Here is a 23,087-nt window from a genome sequence, read left to right as displayed (position 1 = left end):
ATTATGAGTTAAATTGGTAACGTCTTTCATTCGGGGGGCATCTCACCAGATGTTCCGTATTGAAACAAATTTCTTGACCTATGAAAAGTTATACTGCCGCAGAAATCGTTAATTTAGGATCGATCTTAGAATATGTAAACTATATGAACGATGCTTAAAATAAATGTAAAAACAGACTGTGGACATTCTCCGAAACGCATGTTTCTACGAGATTTTAATATAGCTTTCGGAAAGGGAGATACTAATTTTATTATTGCCCAAGTGACGGATGATATCGTTTGGGAGTTGATCGGTGAACGAATTATCGAAGGAAAAGCCAGCTTCTCCAAAGCGATCAACGAGATGAAAGAGAAAGAGGTTGCCGAAATAACCATCGAGAAAGTAGTAACACACGGCAAGGAAGGTGCCGTGAACGGTATCATGAAAATGAACGATGGCAAACAATATGCTTTTGCAGATTTTTATGAATTTAAAAATACGACGAGCACAACGATTAATACGATGACTTCATATGTGATCGAAATGTAATCGTTAGTACACATCTATGTTTTTTTCGACTTTCGACGAAAATTTATCACATTACTAACGAAATATGCACTTCCGGATGCAGCAAGTATAGAAATCCCGTATGGAATCGGGTTGGTTGGATTGACAATTAAAGTAATTATTATTGTAGCAACGGTTAGTAGAACTAAGAAAATAGCGAGCACCAAAGCCCAAGTTGTTTCGTAAACGGTTTTTTCTTGCTTAATATATTCTCCAGAAGAGTCAAATTCTGCATTTTTCCGCTCCACCATATTTTTAAATTCAGCAATGAATAGATAGAAATCATCATCATTTCTACCGTATAAAAAGCGTTGAAACGGATTACTTTGGTACAAATGGTATATATTGATGGCGGGTTTATTACGGATGATTATCTTAAACTTTTCGTAATTGTAATCGGGCTGTTGCAGGTATCCAATGATCTTGTTCCAAGGGATAAAAATATTATCCGAAGAACTTAAAAAGAATTTTTTTAGCCATTTTCTTTGTAGTCCGTCATCATCTAGTGTTATCTCCACGATTGCTGTTGCCAACTTGAAACCAAAATACATAGGAAAAATAACCGCTGCTATCATGAGCATAAAAAACAAGATAGCAGCCGTCCATGAGCTGCTGGAAAAAGGCACATTTTCTATTCCATAAAATAGGATGCAGAAAGCACTTATTAGAAACGAAATGGCATAGAAAAATCCGCGGAACGGTGAAATCTGCTGAATTACAAATTTTTTATATTTCTTTTCATTTATTGTTATTACCATGTTAAACACTTAAAACCTCGATAAAACTCTTTGGAAGGTAGTGCAAAATAAACATTATGTCACAGATCAAATAAAAAAAATTAATCAAAATAGGATCAAAATACAAGATCAAGTTTAAGGACGCAACCTTCCATTTCAAGCTTTTTTCATCCTGCAACTAAGATAAAATGATAAAAATGTTCGAAACTCAGTACACAAACTCCTGAATACATATTTCATTTGAACAAAAAGAAGGTACCAGCTTGATAGGTGAACGAATTATCGAAGGAAAAGCCAGCTTCGGTTTTAAGCGCATATTCGGAACCGAGGCGAACAAAGATTTATTGATCTCCCTTCTCAATGAACTGTTCCAGGGGCGGAAGCTTATCGAGGATCTCTATTACAACAAGAACGAACACGTAGGCGACACCGAAGAATTCGCCATTGCGGCATATATTAAGTTAAATAAGGAGGAACGCGATATGTACAATGCAAGTTTAAAGAATAAATGGGATGCGGAGTCGATCCGTCAGACGGCCATTTTGGAAAAGGAACAGGCGAGAACGAGGGGGCTTGAAGAGGGGAGGGAAGAAGGTCGTCAAGAAGGTCTGAAAGAAGGTGAGCACCAAAAAGCCGTTGCCATTGCCCGTGATATGAAAAAAGAGGGCATTGCCGTAGAACAGATAGCAAAATTCACAAAACTTACGGTAAAGGAAATAGACGAATTGCGATAATAACAAAAAATCCTGAAGCGGGGAGCCTCAGGATTTTTACTAACTAACCAATTATTAACCTAAATTATGAATAGCTAAAATATGATCAATTCTTGTGCCTTTCTCCTGATATAACAGCATTTTAACATATCTTAACAAGTTTCCCGTTCAGTAAAATAATAATTCCCTAACAACCGGCATATCCGCCTCCGCCCAATCATAATCTTTCAATTCGCTTTTATCTACCCAGATGGCCTGCGCGTGCTCGGCAATAGCTAACGAACCACCAGCCCATTTGCAGATGAAAGGGTAGAGACGGAGCGAAAATTCAGGATGGTGGTGATCTACCTCAGTAAGCGCCGATCCAACTTCGATCTCTAATCCCAGCTCTTCTTTAATCTCCCTTTTCAAGCATTCTTCTTTGGTTTCCCCATTTTCAACTTTACCGCCCGGAAACTCCCATTTTAGCGGAAGCTTCATGGAAGCAGAGCGTTGGCATACCAGTACTTTTCCTTGGTGCTCGATAATGGCGCAGGTAACGTGTAACATGGGTTAAAGATAAGCTTTCTTACGTTGAATGTCTCGACGTATGGGCTGATGCGGGACATATTTAAGCGACGCTACTTATAGGTGTATAAGATCATGACTAGATTTAGCTCGTGAATTACAAACTAAAAACCCAGAAACTATTCTGATATATCACTGCTACATTATTTCTGCGTAAGCTGACGGTACGGTGTACGAGAGGATGGCTATCGTAGGATATAAAAGCAAAAGACACGCCCTGGGACGCTGTTCTAATGGGTAGCGTGGCGTGTACTGTTGATACAAATATAGATCAATTATCTACACTATCAATAAAAGCTAAAATCTTTCGCCATTAAAGACGTTTCGATATCAGATTTCAGTGCGGTACTCGGACAGTATTATATATTAGCACAATCGCGTTGAACAAATCTTGAAAAAACGCTTAATGCACTGATTTGATGGTGCTTTTGTATAATCATAACATTTAACTATATTAATGTTTACGCAATAATCTGATACAGTTCATTTCCTTCTTTGGCATAATCAGGGTTATAATTCAGCTCATCATTAGCTTCCAGTGCAAATGTATCGGTGAGATACTCCAGTTCCTCAGCCAGGAAGGTCGTTAAGACGGATCGAATTTTACCTATTTCATAATCTTGAGGTTCAATCGAAGTAATTAGCTGTTTGTCTTCAATTTCAAAAAAGCGAAGATCCACTTCTTCACGTTTATTGTTCACCGTGTAAATTTCCAATCTATTTTTTTCAATATCTGTAATAAAATATAAATATCGCGTCTCGTAAAAGCTCCCTCCACCTTCTAGGTTTTTCAGCTTCGGGCTAACTCTAAATGCGAACTCATCCGGTAAATTTCTTTCAAATTCATAGATGTCATTTAAATATTCGTCATCTAGGGAAAAAACCAAATACGGAGAGCGTAGAACTTTCTTTATTTCCTTTTGAAGAGTATAGAAATCTTTATTATAAAATGGAGCAAAAGCAATCCTAAATTCTGATGGCTTATTGCAGACTTCATGAAAGGTATGAAGTTTATCCTGAAGAGATTTGTACATCGTGATTCGTAATTTAGTTCAAATATTTCAAATTTAGTTCCAACTTATCGTGAAGATCAGAAATGTAGTTTAAGATAATAATTTCTTTAGGAAAATAAAAATGCGGCCGCCCAACTACGCACTAAAATTGCCGCCTACATAAAAAATCCTGAAGCTCCCCGCTTCAGGATTTTTTATTTAAGGATTTGCAATAGGATACATAAATGATGTATCACTTAATCTTTTGATAATTCTTTTACCTCTATTATTTTGATACAAAAAAGAAACACCCCCGCTTATTCCGTAGAGATCAATTTTGTTGAGCAATTCTATTTTCAATCCAAGCCACATAGCATTAAATAAACTTAATGTATCGCCATGAGATACGATGATTATATTTTCTTCGTCATTAGCGATGATATCTTCATAAAACGGCAGTAATCTTTTCCAAACATCATATCTCGATTCCGCATCAGCGAAGCACTTATCATAGACCGTTAATTCTTCTTGTTCTATATTGTCCTTGAGCCATTGTACAGATTTGCCAATAGCCGCTCCAAGTCCCCGTTCTTTTAGCGGCGCTGCTAGTTTTGGAGACAATCCTAATTTTTTGCCTAAAATTTCAGCTGTTTGCACGGCTCTCTTAAGAGTAGAAGAATAGATAACGTATTTTTCATCTTGAATTGTTTGCTTCAAGTGACTAGAAATATTTTCCGCTAAGCGCTTTCCTTTTTCCGAGAGTTCCCAATCTGTCCATGAACCAACCATTCCATTGGTATGATGCACAGATTCGGGATGTTGAATAGTTATAATACTTTTTCTTTTTATTGCTGTAGTGTTTGATTGCATTTTACAATGATGTTTAAAACGACGAATCACAATGTAGTGAATTTTATACAATTTAGAATATAGATAAGAACTATAGCATTTGCATCTGAAAAAGCAGTTAATTATGTTTGGTTATTTATTACCACACATTGAACTATGGACATTAAAGAACTAGATCTTTCTAATATTGACAGTACTATTCGAGAAAAAATTATAGCATTATATCGGCAGCTAAGTCCCGGTAAAAAATATCAGGATCTTTCTCAAGTCTTGCGGGTGGACAATGGCGTTTATCTGATAGGAGGTTTTCAAGACGGGAATCTAGTTGGTATCGCGTCAATGGCCGTCTACTGTGTTATATCCGGACGTAAAGGCTGGATAGAAGATGTGGTTGTGGATGATGCATACCGAGGACAAGGTATCGGTAGGAAATTGATAGAATATCTGCTCAAGTATTCTAGAGAAATGAATTTGACGGAAGTGCTTTTATTTACGGAAAGCCACCGTATTGCAGCACGTAAGCTTTACGAAAATCTTGGATTTAGAATAAAGGACAGTTCTATTTATGTATTGAAGCATTAATACATAGTCTGCAGGAATTCCTGCTATTGTGGCGGGCAAGCAAAGCCTGCATCCGCAGGCTTTGTTAACTAAACTAAACGCCTATAAAAGCAAAAGACGCGGCCCAGGAGGTCGTCCTGATGGGGGCGACAACGAATAGCTAAAGTCTGGACTGGCGCAAATCCGAATATTGGATGGTCTTGCTCATTATTTTTATCCCTTATTTTGTAACCAAATAAGAAAGACGACAGCCTGATAAAGTCTCGTTTTTGTTTCATCAAGTTTTATTTAAATTATTTAATTATGAAAATCTTAGTAATCGGAGGAACTGGTCTTGTTGGCAAAAGAGTATGTGAAAAACTGAAAAGTATGGGTAGTGAGGTAATTGTAGGATCGCCCTCATCCGGCATCAATATCGTGACGGGGGAGGGATTGACAGAAGCCCTGGTGGGAACTGACATCGTACTCGATCTTTCCAATTCGCAATCGCCAGACGATCAAATCGCTTTGAATTTTTTCCGTACAGCAGCTAAAAACATAATTGGAGCTGAAAAGCAAGCACATATCAAGCATCATCTCGTGCTTTCGATTGTCGGCACAGATCGGGCACAGCACATAGGGTATCTGCAAGCAAAAAAACATCAGGAGGATGCTGTGATCGAATCTGGTACACCCTATACTGTCATCCGCTCGACTCAATTCCATGAGCATGTAAGCACAATTATTGATGTTCAGGCTGAAGGTAGGAACGTCCATGTGTCAGCAATTGATTATCAGCCCATAGCATTGACGGATGTTGTAGATTATATAGTAAAGTTTGCTTTGGAACAGCCGAAAAACAAGATAGTTGAAATTGCAGGACCTGATCTCGGATTGATGACCAACTTCGTAGAAAACTATTTGAAGGTCAAAGGCGAAGATAAAATAGTGGTACCTAATCAAGATGACAAATACATGTTCCATAACATGCCAAAATCCGGATTAGTTCCGACAGGCGAATTCTATCCAGGTAAGATACGGTTCGACGATTGGATAAGAAATTCATAATACCTAAATCTTCAGTAAAAGTTGTATCAGAATATTGGGAAGGTCGTCTATCGGGATTTTTTCAGTGTATGTGCAAAAGATTGCATTTCATTTGTATTCAGTGAGGCAAAACCAAGCCTCATTCCATTGGTGTCATCCTTATATTTGTAGATACTACCATCATTTAAGTATATGCCCTGAGCAGCAAGCCTTTCTGATAGTTGGGGTATAGAATATCCAGGGTCAAATAAGGTCCAGACGGCCATACCACCATTAGGAACATTGAATTTGGCATGATCTCCTAACGAAGAATTTAATATTTCGCAGAACTCATCTCGTCTGCTTTTGTATAGCTTAACAGATCTTCTCAAATGTCTTTGCATTTCGCCGCTATTAAAAAGATGACCAACAGATTCTTCGAATAATACATCACCCCGAATATCCAGAACTTGCTTTAACTTTGATGCTTGCCATATAAAATCTTCAGCACCAATCAGGTATCCCAGTCGGACAGTTGGAGATAAAGTTTTAGAAATTGAGCCAATGTAAAGAACAAAATTGTCGTGTTCCGCACTGGCCAAAGGTAATATTGGAGCATTCTCATAGTGAAAGTCATAATCGTAGTCATCTTCGATTACGGGAAGGCGATAACGGCGGATAATATCCAGAAGTTTGTTTCGCCTTTCAGCGCTGAGCGTAACAGTTGTCGGATGATGGTGGTGTGGAACGATATAGAGGAGGCTTGGCACGGATTGTTTGCAAATGTTCTCAATTTCGTCGATATCGATGCCGTTATGATCAACCTTCACCTTTATAAGCTTCGCACCTTGCTGTTCAAAAAGCCTATCAGCCAACGGATAGTTAAGATCGCCCACCACTACGGTGCTTCCAGGCTGGAGTATCATGCTGGCTGCTATAGATATTGCCGATTGTGCACCGTGGGTAATCAAGACCTGCTCAGGTGTAATGTCAAGCGCTCTTGTCTTGGACAAAAAGTGAGCAAGTTCAGTTCGCAGTAAATTACTTCCCTTCGAGCCATCAGCTAAAAGTCTATTGTGGACGTTCGTTCTTCCTGATAAAAATTTGTAACGATCAACTATCAAATCTAAAGGAGCAATTCGGGCATCAGGGTAACCATCATTGATCATCATTTGGTAAGGTTTTAACTGCCTCGTTAATGGTTGCGGTACGGCAATCTGCCGATAAAATATTTTCTGATCCAGCGATAGTAATCTTTCTTGTGTACTCGCTTCAAATGATTTGGGGCTCGTTACCGGTAAATGTTGCGCAACGAAGTTACCTTTTCGTTTTATTACTTCAAGCCAGCCTTGTGCCTGCATCTCTTCATAAGCAGCGACAATCGTTGTGCGATTCAACTTTAGCATTGACGCCATATCCCTAGTTGCTGGCAATTGATAGCCAGGTTTTATTTTTCCTTTTCTTATCAGTTTTATCAAACTATTGGCGATCTGTCTGAAAATGGGAATTGCCGACTGTCTGTCGACAGCAATGAGGGTACCAAAAGGTAATGTTTGAACTGCCATATAAAAACCTAGCACTCGACGTGTAAACTAATGCGGTATAATTTACGAGAAATTTTGCTTATTTCATAAGCAGAAAGATGAACTTCACGAGATTAAGAAAGAAATGTCTAGCGCTGTTTTCAATACAGAGTTGAACCGTCTATGGTGTTTGGCACTTGGCCATGCCAGTAAGCTTGGACTGGCAGTGGAGTACAAAAGCTTCGAACAGAGGCAACGATTCAAAGAACGTTACCTAGCGACTAAAGCCCTTTACTATAATGAACAGCCAGATTTCGATGTGATGTCGAATGGCTCATATCCGCTTCCCGGAAAGTTTTCACTAACTTGCGTCGATCTCACCAAAGATAACCATATCTGGGCAGCTTTGCAATTCACGGATAACGAAGTTCGATACCTTTGACCTTTAGATAGCTTATAAGCTTGTAAAGATGGCAGGGATTAAAAAATGGATCGAAATTTGGTCTTAAGTGATTCGTGTTAATAAATTTATTCGATCGATGGTACTACAAAAACTGAAATATTTGGGAAAAGCGTTGGCGCTTTTCAAGATTTTCAAAACATATAGTCTTACTAATAAAGATATAGCCGATGCCGATAATTTAGCGGAACATCTTTCCGAAAGAAAAGCAGAATTTAAACTTATTTTAGCGATGGCTAACGATTCGATTAAAGGCCGTTACAAAATAGGCAAGCTAAATCTTGGGATTATCGTAGCGACTGTTGTGTATGTTATCTCTCCGCTTGATGCTATTCCTGATGTCGTACCGGTTTTAGGATGGGTGGATGATGTTGCCATTATCGGCTACGCGCTCAGCAGGCTGAAGTCTGAAGTAATCAAGTATCAAAAATGGGTCGCAGGCAAGAAAATAGGAATAGATCGTTCTATCAACCGTGTTCGCTAGATAATATTGACTTTAATTACATAAGTACGATAGCCATGATTTTTAGGATTTTAATACTTATTGGGGGATGTAAATGTTATATCCGCAATGCGTTGTTCAGCTTTTTATTTTTGCTGTCTTTCCACTTTACTGGCGTTTCCTATGCCGGATCTTTCGAGTATGGACCGGGTTTCAATGCACAGGAATGCGATGCAATCTTGCAACTTAATCTTGCTTTTCTCGATACCGCGTTGGATAGCAAATTTGAGGACATGGTTGAAGGATATGCTATATATCATCGCACACCCAGTCTTGGTTTAGACAACCGTGCCGATATTTGGATTAGGAAGGATTCTACTGTTGTAATTACACTTCGGGGCACGACGTCCGATAGAGGGTCTATCTTGCAAGACTTTTATTGTGCGATGGTTCCAGCTAAAGGCGTTGTTAAGACAGCTAAGGATCGTTCCTTTGAATATGTTTTGGCATCTGATGATCGTTCAGCTGTCCATGCTGGGTTCTTGATTGGATTTGCTTATCTGGGTGAGTACCTTACCCCAAAGATCAGACAGCTATATAATAGTGGATATCGAAAGTTTATCATAGGAGGGCATTCGCAAGGAGGGGCATTGTGTTACTATTTCAGTGCCTGGCTTATGCAAATGAAGAAACAGTCAGTTTATCCAGACATTTTTGTAAAAACATACGCAAGTGCTGCCCCTAAGATGGGCAATATGTATTTTGCTTACGATTATGATAATGCCAATTTATCCCAGTGGAGCTTTAGTATCGTAAATACGGCAGACCCTGTTCCCGAAATGCCCTTTACCACACAGCAGGTCGATATTGACATGAATGAGCCCAATCCTATTCTTAACTTGATGAAGCGGTTTGATGAGTTGCCTTTTCTTAAAAGAATAATGCTCAAGAGCGCTTTCAATAGGATGAAAAAGCGCGCTAAAAAATCGTCAGACGCTTATCAAAAATATCTTGGCAACTATTTGGGGAAATTTATTCATAATATTCTTCCTGAATTGCAATTACCAGAGGCTGTTGGTAGCACGTACTTTGTGCGTCCAGGAGTGCCCATAATATTGGCCGTCAATGAAAAATATTGGAACTATTATAAGGACGGGCCAAAATATTTTCATCACGGTATAGAACCTTATAGATTCCTTTTGAGAGAGTATTTTTTACACGCCATCAAATAAAATGGATAATTTTCCTTCACCTCTATAATTTCAAAAAGAAAGCTATAAGCAAAGAAAGATTATTCGTTGGCCTATCCGTTGAAGAAATAGAAGTACTGGAATGATAATAAAAATCCTAAAGCGGGGAACTTCTATTCATGGAATTCCTTCGGATATTCAACTATTCCACTAACTCCAGCAAGTCCATTTTTGGTCAATTCGATTGCCATACAATTCTCTTTTGGTACATCAAATGGTAATTCAATTCCAAAATAATCAGCTTGTTTGTAACCAAATTTCGGATAGTATTTTTCGTGTCCGAGTAAAACTATGGAATGGTGTCCTAGTGTTCGCGCTTTTGTGTGCGCCTCTTTAATCAGCAAGCCACCAATTCCCTTGCCTTGGTATGCTGGAACCACAGAAACCGGTGCAAGCGCTAACGAATCAAATTCATGTTGATCATTTTTTATCTTCAGTTTCGTCAATAAAATATGTCCGACAATTCTGTGATCAACTTCCGCAACTATAGACAGTTCAGGAATAAAGGCTTTTGATTTTCGCAAACGGTCGACTAAAAACTGTTCATTATGGTCACTATATTGGATGGGTTCGAAAGCTTCTTCTATCACTTTGAATACGATCTTGAAATCTTTTGGTTTTTCTTGTCTTATCGTTATTTTCATTTGAGTTTATATAATCCATCGACTATACGTGGCACAACACGTTGAGGAGAGCGTTCTATATTACAATAATACTATTTTCCTTTTATAAACCATAAAATCTGCTTGGGACTGTTGAATTAACTGCTGCGGTAAAAAAAACCAAAGCCTGCGGATGCAGGCTTTGCTAACTAAACTAAACATCAGGAGATATCTCACGACATGTCCCCCTATTGAAACAAAAATCTAAAGTCTTTTACGGATAAGTTGTTTCCACTTTGCTTACTTTCCAGCCGTCTTTGCCCTGGTTCAGCGTGATGTAATCTACGCGGGTGAAGTTATCAAATGCCATTGTTGCTTTGGCTACGCATACCTTTCCGTCCTGCGATAGGATCTCGTAGCTGCTCCGGCAGTCATATTTGTTACCCTTGTTGGCTTTCAGGAACTTAATGTATTCCTTTTTGCCCGCACGGTCGTTGTTGTTCACGTTGCTATACTGGAAATCATCTGCAAAAAGGAACTTGTTCAGGTCGATGCTACCCACGGTAACCGCTTCTAGGTATGTATTCAGAATCATGCTTGATTCCACGTTTTTTAAAGGATTGGCTTTTTCGTTTTTTTTCTATTTCTTATTTGATATCTCAAAAGTAGGGTGGATCGCAGATTTACCGAATAACGATTAGACCAAGCTCCGGCATTTCTCGGTAACTGCGGTGAAAAAATCGGTGAATGCGCTATACATATATCTCTTTGTTTGTTCATGCCAAAAGAATGGCAAGCCAGCTGCCAAAGTGTTCAATACGCTGTCTTAAAGGTATTTGTGTTTTTTAGGGAGATTTCAGGCTGTTCACCGGCGGACAGCTGGTGTCCGGTACTGAACAAAAAAATCCTGAAGCGGGGAGCCTCAGGATTTTTAACTAATTACTATAGTTTAAAGAATATCTTTTTTTGGTACAACCAATAGCAAAGAAACCACTGTAGTATTAGCGCGGTAAGGGAAACAGCCATCGCTATCAATGTCGGTTGAGTTCCTGCTATTTCAAGGCCCCCACCTATAAATATACCTACTGTAGCGTTAAACCATTGTTTACCTATCGTTTCGAAAAATAGATAAATGAAAATAGGGTTCATCCCTATGACAACAAAAATCCACGCAAATCGATCGTATCCACGAATGTCTATCATCCAACGTAGCAAGGCCATGAATAAGATAATATAGCCTCCCGAAACCAGCACAAAAGAAGAAGTGCTTATTCTTTTGATTATCGGAGTTATATCAGTCCAATCAAGTAGGTAACCGGCCAATAAGCCGGCAATACCAGCGAATAGCATTTTTCGGATTTGTATTGTAGATTGTTCTCCGTTCACTAACAATTTACCTGCTAACACTCCCCATATCGTATGTGCTGCCGTCGGAACGAAATTGAATGCAACCCAGCCACCACTGTTATCTTTACCCATAATGAGCATGTCGAAGTATGTACCGAAGTTATGCCCAATTAAAAAAGGTTGGTCATATCCAGCGATGTTTATCGTTCTGTACAGGAGCTCCGTAAGAAGTAATAAGCCTAAACTAAACAAAAGCTGTTGGATGGATGTCCAGCGTATTATAAGGTAGGCAATTAATGTAGCGACAGAGAGTTGTGTAAGCACATTCCATAGTTCCCATACAAGGCGTCCTGCATAAACACAATGTAGAGCCGCACCAAATAAAAAAAGTTTTAGGGACCGCGATGCCACACTCTTCAGATTTTCTGACCAACTGATACCACGTTCAAATTTGCGAGTAGTGGAAATGTAGAGTGAAGACCCCGCCATTAGCATAAATCCGGGCTGTACAAGGTCCCACGCAAGGAGGCCATGCCATTCATGATGAAAGAATTGTGCAACGATAGCATGGCCTAAACCAGTGGGGAAGGCCTCAGCTAGTGCATTATATAGACCGCAGGCTTCCGCAGCCAGTAAGATCATGATTAACCCTCGCATTAGATCCAAAGAGAGTACACGCTGGGAGCCAGACGTTTTGGTTGTCATATTGCTGTTTTTAGTTACTCGTCCATATTAATAAGATAAGCCGCTTGTCCATCACCAGGGGCACGCCCCAGCTGGCTAGACCAGTCGCCTTTCGTAATCGTAATGCCAACACGCATTGCGCTACCGGTCAAAAATTTCAGCTTCCCGCGTTCAATACGCATCTCGAAGCGCGTGTTATTACCCGAGTTCTCGACTTTACCAACTCTGAAGTAACTCGATATAGATTGTTCACTGAAGGAGAAAGCAGCCTGATCACCTTCGTGGTAAAAAACAGCAAGTTCTTGGTTTAATACCGGTCCTTCCAAAAGCACGTCGTATCCACCTTCAGGAAAAGCGCCACTTAGATAACCAGTTCCGGCATTATTGTCCGTATCTAGATAGAAGTCAAATATATCGCCGGCATTCCGGGCTACATTAAGATCCATGTAAACATACACGTAGTTACCATCGTAATCGAATTTAACTTCATTTACGACACCACTTGTTGATTCACCAGTGAGTACATGCTGCTTGATTTCATCCCAATCAGTCAAGCTGTTATCGTCTGTACGAATAGGGGAAGACTTCGCTATATTAATAACTGTTGATCCCTCATAAGTTGCACCGTTAGCCAGTGTTGCGTACAACGTTGCCACATACTTTCCCTTGCCGGGGTACTGGTGCTCCGGGTTTGGATCGGTAGATTCTTTTCCATCCCCAAAATCCCAGCGGAAGTTACTTGCACCTTCGGTATTGTTTTTGAAGCGAACATCATTACCATTTACCTCCAGTTCGAAAATTACATCAATTTCAGGAATTACACTCTCTTGAAACTTTGTGCATCCTGCGATGGCTACCAGCGCGAATACTACAATCAGATATTTAAGTTGTTTCATTATTTCTTCGATTACGGATTGGGTGTTACTAACTCATTGCTAATAATTTCATCAATAGGGATATGGTAGATATTGCGAGGACTCTGCCAATCGACACGAATATTAGAATATCCTGTAGGTTTAGCAGAGAGATTTATGTCGGACTCCTTAAGACCTATAAGGTGATAACCCCAATAGTCCCGTACCAGATCCTGCTTGTTGCGGGATAAGTCAAACGAACGATGTCCTTCAAATGCTAACTCTATACGACGCTCATTCCACACTGCTTGGAGAACGCTTAATCCTGCTGGAGTTTTTCCCTCATATAGTTCTCCAGAAAGACCTCGGTTCGTGCGGATGATGTCAATGTCGTCCAGTGCTTCTTTCGGCCGGTTACTTTTAGCTTTTGCTTCAGCTCTATTCAGATACAGCTCCGCTAGGCGGAACATGATAGGCGAACTCAAGTTAGGGTTTCCATCTTGGTAGGAAAATTTTTTGATGTAATAAATCGGTATCCCGTTTAGCCTTCTTGTGTTTCCACCACCATCTTTAGCTTCTTCAATGTACTTCCAACGCACATCTTCCGGATGTTCTTCCATTAGATCGCGTAACGACTGAGAAGCAAATTCCTCTCCCCATCCCGAGTTCCCGTCAGTATAAAGCATCGATGCTATAGATCCTCTGCCATAATCGTCAACATTGGTAAAAGCAATACAAAGTATTGTTTCTGGAGATGTTACAGCATTGGGGAATAAATTTTGATACGTGCTGGTCGAGGATAGAGAAAACCGACCAGAGTTAATCACTTTGTCGGCATATTCAATTGTTTTGTCATGGTTTTCCATATACAGATGTGCTCTCGACAGGAGTGCCCAAGCAGCTTCCTTAGAAGCATATTGTGAGCCTCTTGTTGCATTCATAAGCGAGGCCGCACGTTCAGCATCATTTACGATCGACTCAAAAACTTCACGGACCGTGGCACGTGCCTTTGCTGAAGGTTCGTCTGTGGCTAATCGTAATATGACACCTGCGGCTTCTGGGTCGTGTGTATAAGGTTTTGCAAACAAACGAACAAGATTAAAATGCGCAAAAGAACGGAGAAAGTAACACTCTCCCAATAGCTGTTCAGAATTTGGATCATTGGCTCCTTCTTTTTCAATAGCCTCAATAACAGTGTTGGCTGTATTGATAATTTTATACGAGATATACCAAAAAAATCTTGTGTTTGCCTGCGTAGGCGTATGATCTCGTGTAAAGCTGTACCAAAGAGGATCTGTCGTTACCTGTCCATTAACGATATCATCTCCTGCGAAATCCGTTAATTGATAGTATTGGCGGAGGTACATGTTGTTCGAGCTAACGACGCCATTAAACTCTACACGGTCTTTGAACAAAGAGTAAGCACCATTTAATGCATTCTGTAACCCGTCACTGGTATTAACTAGATTGCCCGTAGTTAGCGAATCAGATGGATCTACCACCAGATCACAACTATTAAACAGCATGGCACCTAGTGCTATTATGGATAAAGTTTTGATTTTCATTTTCTTAATTATTAAAATCTACAATTGATGCTAAACAGAAATTGACGGTTGTTAGGATATTTGAAATCTGCAACACCGGGCATCGTAAAGCTTTCAGATACGATTGTTGTCTGAGGATCCTGTCCCAAGAATTTGGTGAAAGTAAACACGTTGTCTACGTTGAATGCTAATGTCAGTCCAGAAAGCTTAACCTTCTGCAACAAGCTTGGAGCAAAATCATAAGCGAGCGATATGTTGCGTATACGGAAATAAGATGCATCTTTCAGGAATCTTGTTGAAGGTTCAGATGCATTTGCGGCATTCTGCGGACTCGGTTCCGTTGCAATATCGCCTGGCTTCGACCATACAACTGTTCCTTCTGGACGACGAACCTGATTATAATAGGGTTCGTTACCATCGTTGAAAACATATCTCAAATCATTACTGAACACCTTATTGCCTTGAGAGAACGCTGTACTAACTTGAAAAGAAATATTTTTGTACCGCACGGTATTGTTGAAGCCACCCTGATATCTCGCTAATGCAGATCCAGCCTCTTGATGAGTAGCCTCTGCGTAGTTGGACGTAGTTGTCCGATTCACTACATCACCATTTTCGGCATGCTCGAGTTTCTCCCAAAGTGGAGCTCCTGTTTCAGTATCTACGCCTGCCCAAACAGGCATATAAAACTCGTAAAGTCTCCCACCGTTGCGGTATATCTGCGAGACGCTTCTAGAGGTGGTTCGCACAATTTCGCTAGGTAGATCTGAAATCTTATTGTCATTGTAGCTGAAAGCTAAACCTGTTGTCCAGTTCCAATTATCGGATTTAACCGCCTCAGCGTCCAGTCCTATTTCTAAACCTGTATTGGTCACGTTACCAGCATTTTCCCAACGAACTTCAAATCCAATGGATGGAGGTTGGGATGCTTGTATTAATAAATCTTTGGTTAGATTTCTATATGCATCAACCGTTAGGTTCAATCTTCTGAAAAGAGACAGATCCATCCCAATATTATATTGGTGTTTGCTCTCCCAAGTAAGACCTGGGTTCGCTAATTGGTAAGGAATAGCTCCAACCGCAGAGTTGTATTGACTAGATAGCGCAAATAGACCTAGAAAACGTGTATTTCCTATATCTTGTGTACCTGTTACGCCGTAACTCGCCCGAAGTTTCATGGAACTAATTACAGGATTGTTCTGTAAAAAAGACTCGTTACTGATAAACCACGCTCCGGAAATCGCCGGGAATTTTGCATATTGATTGCCTGAGGGAAAAGCGGAAGAGCCGTCAATACGATAAGATGCTGTTAGATAATAACGACTATCATAGTTGTAGTTCACTTGGGAAATTATAGACTGAACAATGTTTCTATTAAAATATCCATTAACCTGTTGGTTATTGGACACTACGTTCAGTACGCGGAGTCCTTCAGGAAGTCCACGGCCGGAGGCGCCGGAGAATTCACTACGACCACCTTCAATAGCTACACCTGCAAGACCGTTGATACGGTGCTTGTCAAAAGAATGTTCAAAACGTAGTAAATTGTTGGAGATACCACCATAAAAGAGCGAATGCGATTCTTCTAGAAAACCTGTACCATTGTGTTCGCCAGCAACAGTAGGAGAGAAGTAATTAGTTCCCTTATTATAGCTAGCAGATAATCGACTGGACGAGGAGAATGTCAACCAGGGAGTAATTACGAAATCTAGTGAAAAATCGTAGTTGGCATCGAAACCTTTAGAGGGATGGTCTGAGTTTTCCACTGTGTGGATCGGATTTACTTTATCTCTAGACCACCAAGGAAATGGTGAATTTCCGTCTACATAGCGTACCGTCCCATTTTCGTCATAGGGATTATCCCATGGCAAATTCAGAAAAGTGTAGTACATCTCCATGTAATTGTAGCTGCGACCCATACTTGCACTTAAGTTAAGGTTGTTTCTAACGTTCAGGCGCTCTGAAAAATTATATTGGCTGTTCGCTCTTATATTGGCTCTTTTGTAATCAGTATTTAGGAAGCTCCCTCCTTCATCGTAGTAAGAGAGTGCAGCATAGTAGCTGTTTTTTTCAGACTTTCCTCGTACAGATAAATACGCGTTTGTAGTTGGTGCGGCGCGGAAAGATTCCTTCATCCAGTCGTAATTTTGATCACGTAGCGATAACGGACGCTCGTTATAGAATTTAACTAGATCGACTTTGTAAGAATTTTCCGTAGAACCTACGATATAATCGCGATAGAATTGCTTGTGATGTTCGTATAATTCGGCTCCATTCATCATCTTCATATTGCCGAAGTCGGCAGTTTTGAAACCCGAAGTAAGACGGGCCTCAAACATATTCTCATTCTTTTTCGCAGTTTTTGTTGTAATGATCAGCACACCACCATTGGCTTGTGAACCGTACATTGCCGTAGCACCCGCGTCTTTTAGAACCGTGATAGATTCTACATCGTTGGGATCATAATTTCCGCCGATAATACCATCTACGACTACCAATGGTTGTTGTGATGCGTTTATCGAAGATACACCACGTAGACGTATTTCGGGAGTAGCTCCAGGTTGACCAGAACTATTTATTACCTGAAGCCCCGTCACTTTTCCTTGGAGCATTGTACCGACGTTATTTGCTGTAACATCAATTAGTTCCTCTGAATTGATTACACTGACAGCACTGGTCAACTCGTCTGGTTTAACTTTACTATATCCAACGCTTACCACTACTTCTTCCAATACAGATTCTTCATCTTGTAGTATTATCTTGAGTGGCGATTGGTCGGCTGAAATCTCTTGAGGAATATAGCCGATCGACTGAAAGACCAGTACTGCTGTTTTAGATCCTACACGAAGCGAAAACGTGCCGTTTTCGTTAGTAGATGTTCCATTTGAGGTTCCCTTTTCCTGAATACTCACACCAATCAATGGTTCCCCGAGCGTATTTTGTACGGATCCTGTCACCGTAGACTGCGTTTGTTGCAGCATACTTGGTGTTGTTTCTCTAGTTGTCGTCTCTAAGAACTCATTGGTGATACGGATAGGGATTGTAGTGGCGAACGTCTCATTCGCCATCGAAAGGTTTAAGCATAGAACCAGTATGGTGCTCAGCTTTGTCGTCATGAAAATGCATGATGTTAGGTTGTTAAAAATCATATTTCTACCATTATTTACCATTAAGGTTGTTTAAAATTGCTAATCAGAAGATTCTTGAGATACATGCTTATTTCATATATATCGAATTAAGTTTGTTAGTCAAATTCTACTTAAGTTTCCTATGAGGCGTTATAGGAGTCAATGATAAGGAAAGAATTTTTTAATGACAAGTTAACATGAAACACAAACGATTGCTCAATTTTTATGATGCCATACTGTCGACTTTAAATTGACAAAAAGTTTCCTATCGGCATAAGACACATTCCTTTTTGCCTGCGCGGTCGTTGTTGTTCACTGATATCTCAAAAGTAGGGTGGATCGCAGATTTACCGAATAATGATTAGACCAAGCTCCGACATTTCTCGGTAACCGCGGTAAAAAAATCGGTGAATGCGCTATGCCGATATCTACTTGTCTGTTCATGCCAAAAGGATTGCAAGTCAGCTGCCAAAGTGTTCAATATGTTGTTTTAAAGGTATTTGTGTTTTTTAGGAAGACTTCCTGTTGTTCGCCGACGAACAGCAGGTGTCCGGTAATGAACAAAAGATCTGTAATCCTTTTAATTATTTCGGTGATATCGATAATGGTATTTAGTATGTCTTTGGATATGCTTAAACAGTAAGAGAATCATAGTTCGGATATTTCACTAACAATCGGTAAATCCGCCTCCGCCCAATCGTAATCTTGCAATTCGCTTTTATCTACCCAGATAGCTTGCGCGTGTTCGGCAATAGCTAGTAAACCGCCAGTCCACTTACAAAGGAAAGGATAGAGGTGGAGCGAAAATTCCCATTTCAGCGGAAGTTTCATGGAATCAGTATACCTATTTCGGATAGTGCATTGGCAGAATATAGAATATATTTTGAGACACGGGCTGTGCAGTAACAATCACGTTTTAAAAGATCCCCAATATATCAATATAGGTCATCCTCAGCTTATAGCAGACAGGCACGAGTATCCGATTCCTTTGGTGGGATACGGCAATTTGGGAGAATACATTCCTTTTTATTTTTGGGGACATTCTCCTATGTTATATTTAATCATGCATGGTTTCAAGGGTGTGACCCAGTTTCCACAAGAGGATATTGTCTATCTCGTAATTGATAGTAAACAGATTATCGAGGCCGACTTCCAATATGTGTTTACGGATAGACATGCCAAAGTAAAACTGGCTAAATTTATGGAAAATTGTATTATTGATATGATTTACTTTTTGCAAGGTGATTTACTGCAGTCCAGCGCTCAAGCGCTGGTTAATACAGTCAATACCGTTGGCGTAATGGGAAAAGGTATTGCCTTACAATTTAAGCAACGATTCCCGTATAACTATAAGGTTTATAAAGAAGCATGTAAAAATGGAACCTTACAAGTCGGGGAGATGTTGGTCGTGAAAGAGCCAGATCTTGTCGGAGAACGATATATCATTAATTTTCCAACCAAGGCCCACTGGAAGTCGCCCTCAAAGATTGAATATATCGAAAATGGCCTTCAAGCGCTTAAGGGCAGCCTACAAGAATACCATATAGAAAGCGTCGCACTTCCACCATTAGGCTGCGGTAATGGAGGGCTGGACTGGAATATGGTAAAGCCCATGATTACGGAAGCACTCGAGGGATTAGACATCGATATTTATGTTTATGAGCCAAACAGTGAAATAAAAAGTTTACTTCAGGCAGAAGATGGCAAAAAGAAAGAACAGAAATTGACACCTGCTAAAGCTATGCTGCTTTATCTGATGTTCCACTATGAGTCAGTGGGCGATATTAGTAGTTTGTTTGCCGCAAATAAGTTGGCTTACTTTCTACAAGAGAGTGGTGAGAATTTACGGTTGCGTTTTACTGCTCACCATTATGGACCGTATGCAGTGCAATTAAACCATGTGTTGTATAGCTTAAATGGCGCCTATCTCCAAGGGTTAGAGCAAAACCAAGCAAAGGCATTTGAACCTCTTCGGCTTAACTATGAACGGTACGACGAAGTCGAGCGTTTTGTGAAGACGCAGCTGAACCCTACCCAGCTCGATCGCGTTGAGTCTGTCCTGGGGCTTATCCGTGGATTCGAATCTACATATGCATTAGAACTTTTAGCATCTGTCGATTATGCTGCCAAACAACCAGGTGTGGCATCTGTTGAGGATATACAGAAACACATCCAACAATGGAATCAACGGAAGGCAAATCTTTTTAAACCGGAACATATTGCGCTGGCTAGTCAACATTTAGATAACTATCGTACTGCGCTAGTGTAGTTGTTTTGCAGTCTTTCTATTACTTTGAAGGAACAAAAAAAGCAAAGCCTGCATGTGCAGGATTTGCTAACTAAACTAAACATTGGGAGATATCTCACGACATGTCCCACTATTGAAACTACCATGTTCGATTCCACGTTTTTCAAAGGATTGGCTTTTTCGTTTTTTTTCTATTTCTTATTTGATACTTCAAAGGTAGGGTAGTGGGCATATTTACCGAATAACGATTAGACCAACCTCTTATATTTCTCGGTAACTGCGGTGAAAAAATCGGTGAACAGTTCATGCCCCGATAATCCATAGCCGTTTTTAAACGTTTATAAACGACTATAAGCGTTTGTTTACCGGCTTTTAGGGGTGCTACTGCCTAAGTTTGCTTCGCAATTATCAGAATTATGTACATCAAAATTTACTTATTATGAAGCAACAGGCAACACCTGTATTTATCGATCCGACGACCGACTTCGGTTTTAAGCGTATATTCGGAACCGAGACGAACAAGGATCTATTGATCTCCTTTCTCAACGAGCTGTTCCGGGGACGGAAGCTTATCGAGAACCTCTATTACAACAAGAATGAACACGTAGGGGACATCGAAGAAGTCGGTACGGTCATTTTTGACCTGACGTGCACGGCAAGCGACGGTGAACAGTTCATTATCGAGGTACAGCGGACCCCGCAGACGAATCTAAAAAAACGTATGCTTTACTACGGCAGCAAACTGATTGCAGATCAGGCACCCAAAGGAAACAGGAGGGGATGGGGTTATACGATCAGCGAGGTATATGTGATCGTGCTGTTGGATGGCTTTCCCATGCCTGATGGCAACAGTAGCACGGAATATCTCCATGACATCTGTCTGTGCAACAGAGATTCCGGCGAAGTTTTTTACGACCATCTTGGGTTTATTTACATAGAATTGGTTAATTTTACCAAAGGCGAACAGGAACTGACGGTTGATCTGGACAGGTGGCTGCATGTTTTGAAAAACATGTCCAAAATGGATAAGCTGCCTACCTATCTCCGAAAGCCAGTTTTTGAGAAGCTGTTCGCCATTGCGGCATATACTAAGTTAAATAAGGAGGAACGCGATATGTACAATGCAAGTTTAAAGAATAAGTGGGATGCGGAGTCGATCCGCCAGACGGCTATTTTAGAACAGGAAAAGGCGAGAGCAAAGGGCCTTGAAGAAGGTCGTGAAGAAGGTCTTGAAGAGGGTCGTCAAGAGGGTCGTCAAGAGGGTTTGAAAGAAGGTGAGCACCAGAAAGCCCTTGCTATTGCTCTAAAACTGAAAAACATGGATATGGCTGTGGAAGATATCGTCCAAGCTACCGGTTTATCGGCTGAAGAAATAGAAGAACTAAAATAATAACAAAAAATCCTGAAGCGGGGAGCTTCAGGATTTTTAACTAACTAACCAATTATAAACCTAAATTATGAAGTACAAATATAACGACAATTAACGTACCATTTGCATTACCTAGTGTAGGTTTAACACATGTTAACAAATGGGTGGCTTTTAAACCTCCGTACTCACCGCTAACGACATATCTTTTACATAAATCTCGCCCATATTGCCATCCCAGCCCTCACGACTCCGCATCACTACCACAAAAACGCAGATGGCTGTATGCTCTTTTGACAGTAAATTCCGTATGGCACGAAAGAAGCATCTTTTTCCGATTCAGTTTACATTACTGGTCGTTACCCTATCAGTAACCTTTATGGGATCGCCCCGGTATACGTAAGAAAAGAAATGATACCCATTCAATGCATTTAAGTGTCGATTAGAGGATAATTTTATATAGGCGTTATCCAATTGCTGGAAAGAAGAGATCGTGGGGTCAACTATTCGCCAACCAAACTCAGGGAGAAAGACTTCTGCCCAGTTATGCTGTGCCATAGAAATATTTTCAGTCTTATAACCCTCTACTACACGCGCTGGTATCTTATTCGCCCGGCAAAGCGCCACGAAAAGATCCGCAAATTCTGTACAATCACCATTTAAGTTTTGCAAAGCGGCAACAGCTCCTACATCTTTTGGATTGTATCCGCTATATTTTAGATTTTTGTGTACAAAAGCGTGTATGTTTCGGATAGTCTTGAGATCCGATTTATGATTCTTGAGTTTTACTGCCTGTTGGACGATGAGGTCGTTGTCACATTCAATATATTTTTCTGCTGATAGAAAGGCGTCTAGGCTGTCGTGCACAGTTACACTTTTAGGAGCAGAAAAATCATTGCACCACAGGTCTATCGCTGCTGAAATTTGAATAGAAATACTTTCCGAGATTGAATCGAGCTCAAATTCAGCAAACCGATCTCCATGTTCTTCAAAAAACCGTGTTGGAACCCTTGAATAAACTATGGTATCTACATGCTGAATTATGATACTCCCTATTTGCTGGACAACTTTTTACTAAACTAAGATATAATTACGATACATTTTTAATTTCCTGATAGAACTTTTCATCGGGTGTTATTCGTCCTAATGACTTGTGTCTTCTCTCGGTGTTGTAGAAGTGCACATAATCCTTCACCTGTTTGTACAGGTCAACCCCTCCATTGGGTGGATTGAGATAGATCTTCTCTCTTTTAAGTGATCCCCAGAACCTTTCAATGTAGATATTGTCCAGCGCCCTACCTTTACCATCCATTGATATTTTCACCTCATTTTCTTGAAGTACCCTCACAAAAACCTCAGATGTAAACTGAGACCCCTGATCGGTATTGAATATCTCGGGCTTACCATACCTTTGGATCGTATCTACCAGTACATCCCTGCACCATTCAGCATTCATTGTATTGGATATGTCCCAGCCCATTATCTTTCGGCTGTATACATCGATGATAGCAAACATATACATGAAGCCCTTGAACATGGGGATGTAAGTGATATCCGCCTGCCATACCTGAGCGGGCCTTTCGATCTTAAGATTCCTGAGCAGGTAAGGAAATTTATAGTCTGCCTTGTTTGCTTTGCTCAGATTCTTTTTTGGATGTATGGTTTTCAG

The 23,087-nt window shown here is 40.3% G+C and carries 23 protein-coding genes; 9 read left to right on the top strand and 14 right to left on the bottom strand.

All coding sequences use genetic code 11. The annotated features are described in order from the left end of the window. The first annotated feature begins 150 nt into the window (after positions 1-150). Complete coding sequence (locus FXV77_RS20290; RefSeq protein ID WP_148921072.1) at positions 151-528, top strand: nuclear transport factor 2 family protein; 378 nt, start codon at positions 151-153, stop codon at positions 526-528. Positions 529-542: 14 nt separating this feature from the next. Here FXV77_RS20290 and FXV77_RS20285 read toward each other — a convergent pair whose 3' ends face one another. Further along, entirely contained in the window at positions 543-1,304 is a 762-nt protein-coding gene (locus FXV77_RS20285; RefSeq protein ID WP_148921071.1) for a hypothetical protein, read from the bottom strand. Positions 1,305-1,546: 242 nt separating this feature from the next. Here FXV77_RS20285 and FXV77_RS20280 point away from each other — a divergent pair, with 242 nt between their 5' ends. Beyond that, positions 1,547-2,017, top strand: coding sequence for a PD-(D/E)XK nuclease family transposase (locus FXV77_RS20280; RefSeq protein ID WP_148921070.1), 471 nt, complete (start codon positions 1,547-1,549; stop codon positions 2,015-2,017). A gap of 147 nt (positions 2,018-2,164) precedes the next feature. On the opposite strand, the gene FXV77_RS20275 is transcribed toward FXV77_RS20280, so the two are convergent. From FXV77_RS20275 to FXV77_RS20265, 3 genes are all read right to left on the bottom strand, one after another. Continuing rightward, complete coding sequence (locus FXV77_RS20275; protein WP_148921069.1) at positions 2,165-2,545, bottom strand: (deoxy)nucleoside triphosphate pyrophosphohydrolase; 381 nt, start codon at positions 2,543-2,545, stop codon at positions 2,165-2,167. Positions 2,546-3,024: 479 nt separating this feature from the next. Continuing rightward, positions 3,025-3,597, bottom strand: coding sequence for a hypothetical protein (locus tag FXV77_RS20270; protein WP_148921068.1), 573 nt, complete (start codon positions 3,595-3,597; stop codon positions 3,025-3,027). Positions 3,598-3,774: 177 nt separating this feature from the next. Then, a complete protein-coding gene (locus FXV77_RS20265) occupies positions 3,775-4,425 on the bottom strand; it encodes a histidine phosphatase family protein (RefSeq protein ID WP_148921067.1) in 651 nt (216 codons plus the stop codon). Between the two features lie 135 nt (positions 4,426-4,560). Here FXV77_RS20265 and FXV77_RS20260 point away from each other — a divergent pair, with 135 nt between their 5' ends. Further along, the gene (locus FXV77_RS20260) at positions 4,561-4,986 is read left to right on the top strand and encodes a GNAT family N-acetyltransferase (protein WP_148921066.1); all 426 of its coding nucleotides are present in this window, start codon (positions 4,561-4,563) and stop codon (positions 4,984-4,986) included. Positions 4,987-5,268: 282 nt separating this feature from the next. Beyond that, positions 5,269-6,012 carry an SDR family oxidoreductase gene (locus tag FXV77_RS20255; protein ID WP_148921065.1) on the top strand — a complete coding sequence of 248 codons (744 nt, stop codon included), beginning with the start codon at positions 5,269-5,271 and terminating at the stop codon, positions 6,010-6,012. A gap of 47 nt (positions 6,013-6,059) precedes the next feature. Here the strand turns inward: FXV77_RS20255 and FXV77_RS20250 are convergent, their stop codons facing one another. Continuing rightward, on the bottom strand, positions 6,060-7,535 hold the full coding sequence (locus FXV77_RS20250) for an aminotransferase-like domain-containing protein (protein ID WP_148921064.1): 1,476 nt from the start codon (positions 7,533-7,535) through the stop codon (positions 6,060-6,062). Between the two features lie 103 nt (positions 7,536-7,638). On the opposite strand from FXV77_RS20250, the gene FXV77_RS20245 reads away from it, so the two are divergent. The 3 genes from FXV77_RS20245 to FXV77_RS20235 all read left to right on the top strand — a co-directional run bounded on the left by FXV77_RS20245 (position 7,639) and on the right by FXV77_RS20235 (position 9,627). Beyond that, positions 7,639-7,935 (top strand): hypothetical protein, encoded by a 297-nt coding sequence (locus FXV77_RS20245; RefSeq protein WP_148921063.1) that lies wholly within the window; start codon positions 7,639-7,641, stop codon positions 7,933-7,935. A gap of 97 nt (positions 7,936-8,032) precedes the next feature. Beyond that, positions 8,033-8,437 (top strand): YkvA family protein, encoded by a 405-nt coding sequence (locus FXV77_RS20240; protein WP_148921062.1) that lies wholly within the window; start codon positions 8,033-8,035, stop codon positions 8,435-8,437. A 35-nt stretch (positions 8,438-8,472) separates the two neighbouring features. Further along, positions 8,473-9,627: a lipase family protein gene (locus tag FXV77_RS20235; protein ID WP_187444197.1), complete on the top strand. Its 1,155-nt coding sequence runs from the start codon at positions 8,473-8,475 to the stop codon at positions 9,625-9,627. A gap of 131 nt (positions 9,628-9,758) precedes the next feature. Here FXV77_RS20235 and FXV77_RS20230 read toward each other — a convergent pair whose 3' ends face one another. The 7 genes from FXV77_RS20230 to FXV77_RS20200 form a co-directional block, all read right to left on the bottom strand. Next, on the bottom strand, positions 9,759-10,289 hold the full coding sequence (locus FXV77_RS20230) for a GNAT family N-acetyltransferase (protein ID WP_148921060.1): 531 nt from the start codon (positions 10,287-10,289) through the stop codon (positions 9,759-9,761). 232 nt (positions 10,290-10,521) lie between these two features. Further along, positions 10,522-10,842: a nuclear transport factor 2 family protein gene (locus FXV77_RS20225; protein ID WP_148921059.1), complete on the bottom strand. Its 321-nt coding sequence runs from the start codon at positions 10,840-10,842 to the stop codon at positions 10,522-10,524. Positions 10,843-11,189: 347 nt separating this feature from the next. Beyond that, on the bottom strand, positions 11,190-12,299 hold the full coding sequence (locus FXV77_RS20220; RefSeq protein ID WP_148921058.1) for an acyltransferase family protein: 1,110 nt from the start codon (positions 12,297-12,299) through the stop codon (positions 11,190-11,192). A 14-nt stretch (positions 12,300-12,313) separates the two neighbouring features. Then, the gene (locus tag FXV77_RS20215) at positions 12,314-13,174 is read right to left on the bottom strand and encodes a PKD domain-containing protein (protein ID WP_148921057.1); all 861 of its coding nucleotides are present in this window, start codon (positions 13,172-13,174) and stop codon (positions 12,314-12,316) included. Between the two features lie 11 nt (positions 13,175-13,185). After that, positions 13,186-14,697 carry a RagB/SusD family nutrient uptake outer membrane protein gene (locus tag FXV77_RS20210; RefSeq protein WP_148921056.1) on the bottom strand — a complete coding sequence of 504 codons (1,512 nt, stop codon included), beginning with the start codon at positions 14,695-14,697 and terminating at the stop codon, positions 13,186-13,188. 11 nt (positions 14,698-14,708) lie between these two features. After that, a complete protein-coding gene (locus tag FXV77_RS20205) occupies positions 14,709-17,792 on the bottom strand; it encodes a SusC/RagA family TonB-linked outer membrane protein (RefSeq protein WP_246162541.1) in 3,084 nt (1,027 codons plus the stop codon). A 660-nt stretch (positions 17,793-18,452) separates the two neighbouring features. Further along, complete coding sequence (locus FXV77_RS20200) at positions 18,453-18,635, bottom strand: NUDIX hydrolase (protein WP_148921055.1); 183 nt, start codon at positions 18,633-18,635, stop codon at positions 18,453-18,455. On the opposite strand from FXV77_RS20200, the gene darG reads away from it, so the two are divergent. Next, positions 18,634-20,073, top strand: a complete 1,440-nt coding sequence (gene darG / locus FXV77_RS20195) for a type II toxin-antitoxin system antitoxin DNA ADP-ribosyl glycohydrolase DarG (protein WP_148921054.1) — start codon at positions 18,634-18,636, stop codon at positions 20,071-20,073. The genes FXV77_RS20200 and darG overlap by 2 nt on opposite strands. Before the next feature lie 418 nt (positions 20,074-20,491). Next, positions 20,492-21,442, top strand: a complete 951-nt coding sequence (locus FXV77_RS20190) for an Rpn family recombination-promoting nuclease/putative transposase (RefSeq protein ID WP_148921053.1) — start codon at positions 20,492-20,494, stop codon at positions 21,440-21,442. A 315-nt stretch (positions 21,443-21,757) separates the two neighbouring features. On the opposite strand, the gene FXV77_RS20185 is transcribed toward FXV77_RS20190, so the two are convergent. Beyond that, complete coding sequence (locus FXV77_RS20185; RefSeq protein WP_187444196.1) at positions 21,758-22,285, bottom strand: transglutaminase-like domain-containing protein; 528 nt, start codon at positions 22,283-22,285, stop codon at positions 21,758-21,760. 223 nt (positions 22,286-22,508) lie between these two features. Then, positions 22,509-23,087 (bottom strand): IS3 family transposase (locus FXV77_RS20180; RefSeq protein WP_187444195.1); only part of this gene is annotated, 579 nt, incomplete at its 5' end.

Source organism: Sphingobacterium phlebotomi, from assembly GCF_008180195.1.
GTDB lineage: Bacteria > Bacteroidota > Bacteroidia > Sphingobacteriales > Sphingobacteriaceae > Sphingobacterium > Sphingobacterium phlebotomi.
This window is presented reverse-complemented; position numbering and strand designations above follow the sequence as displayed.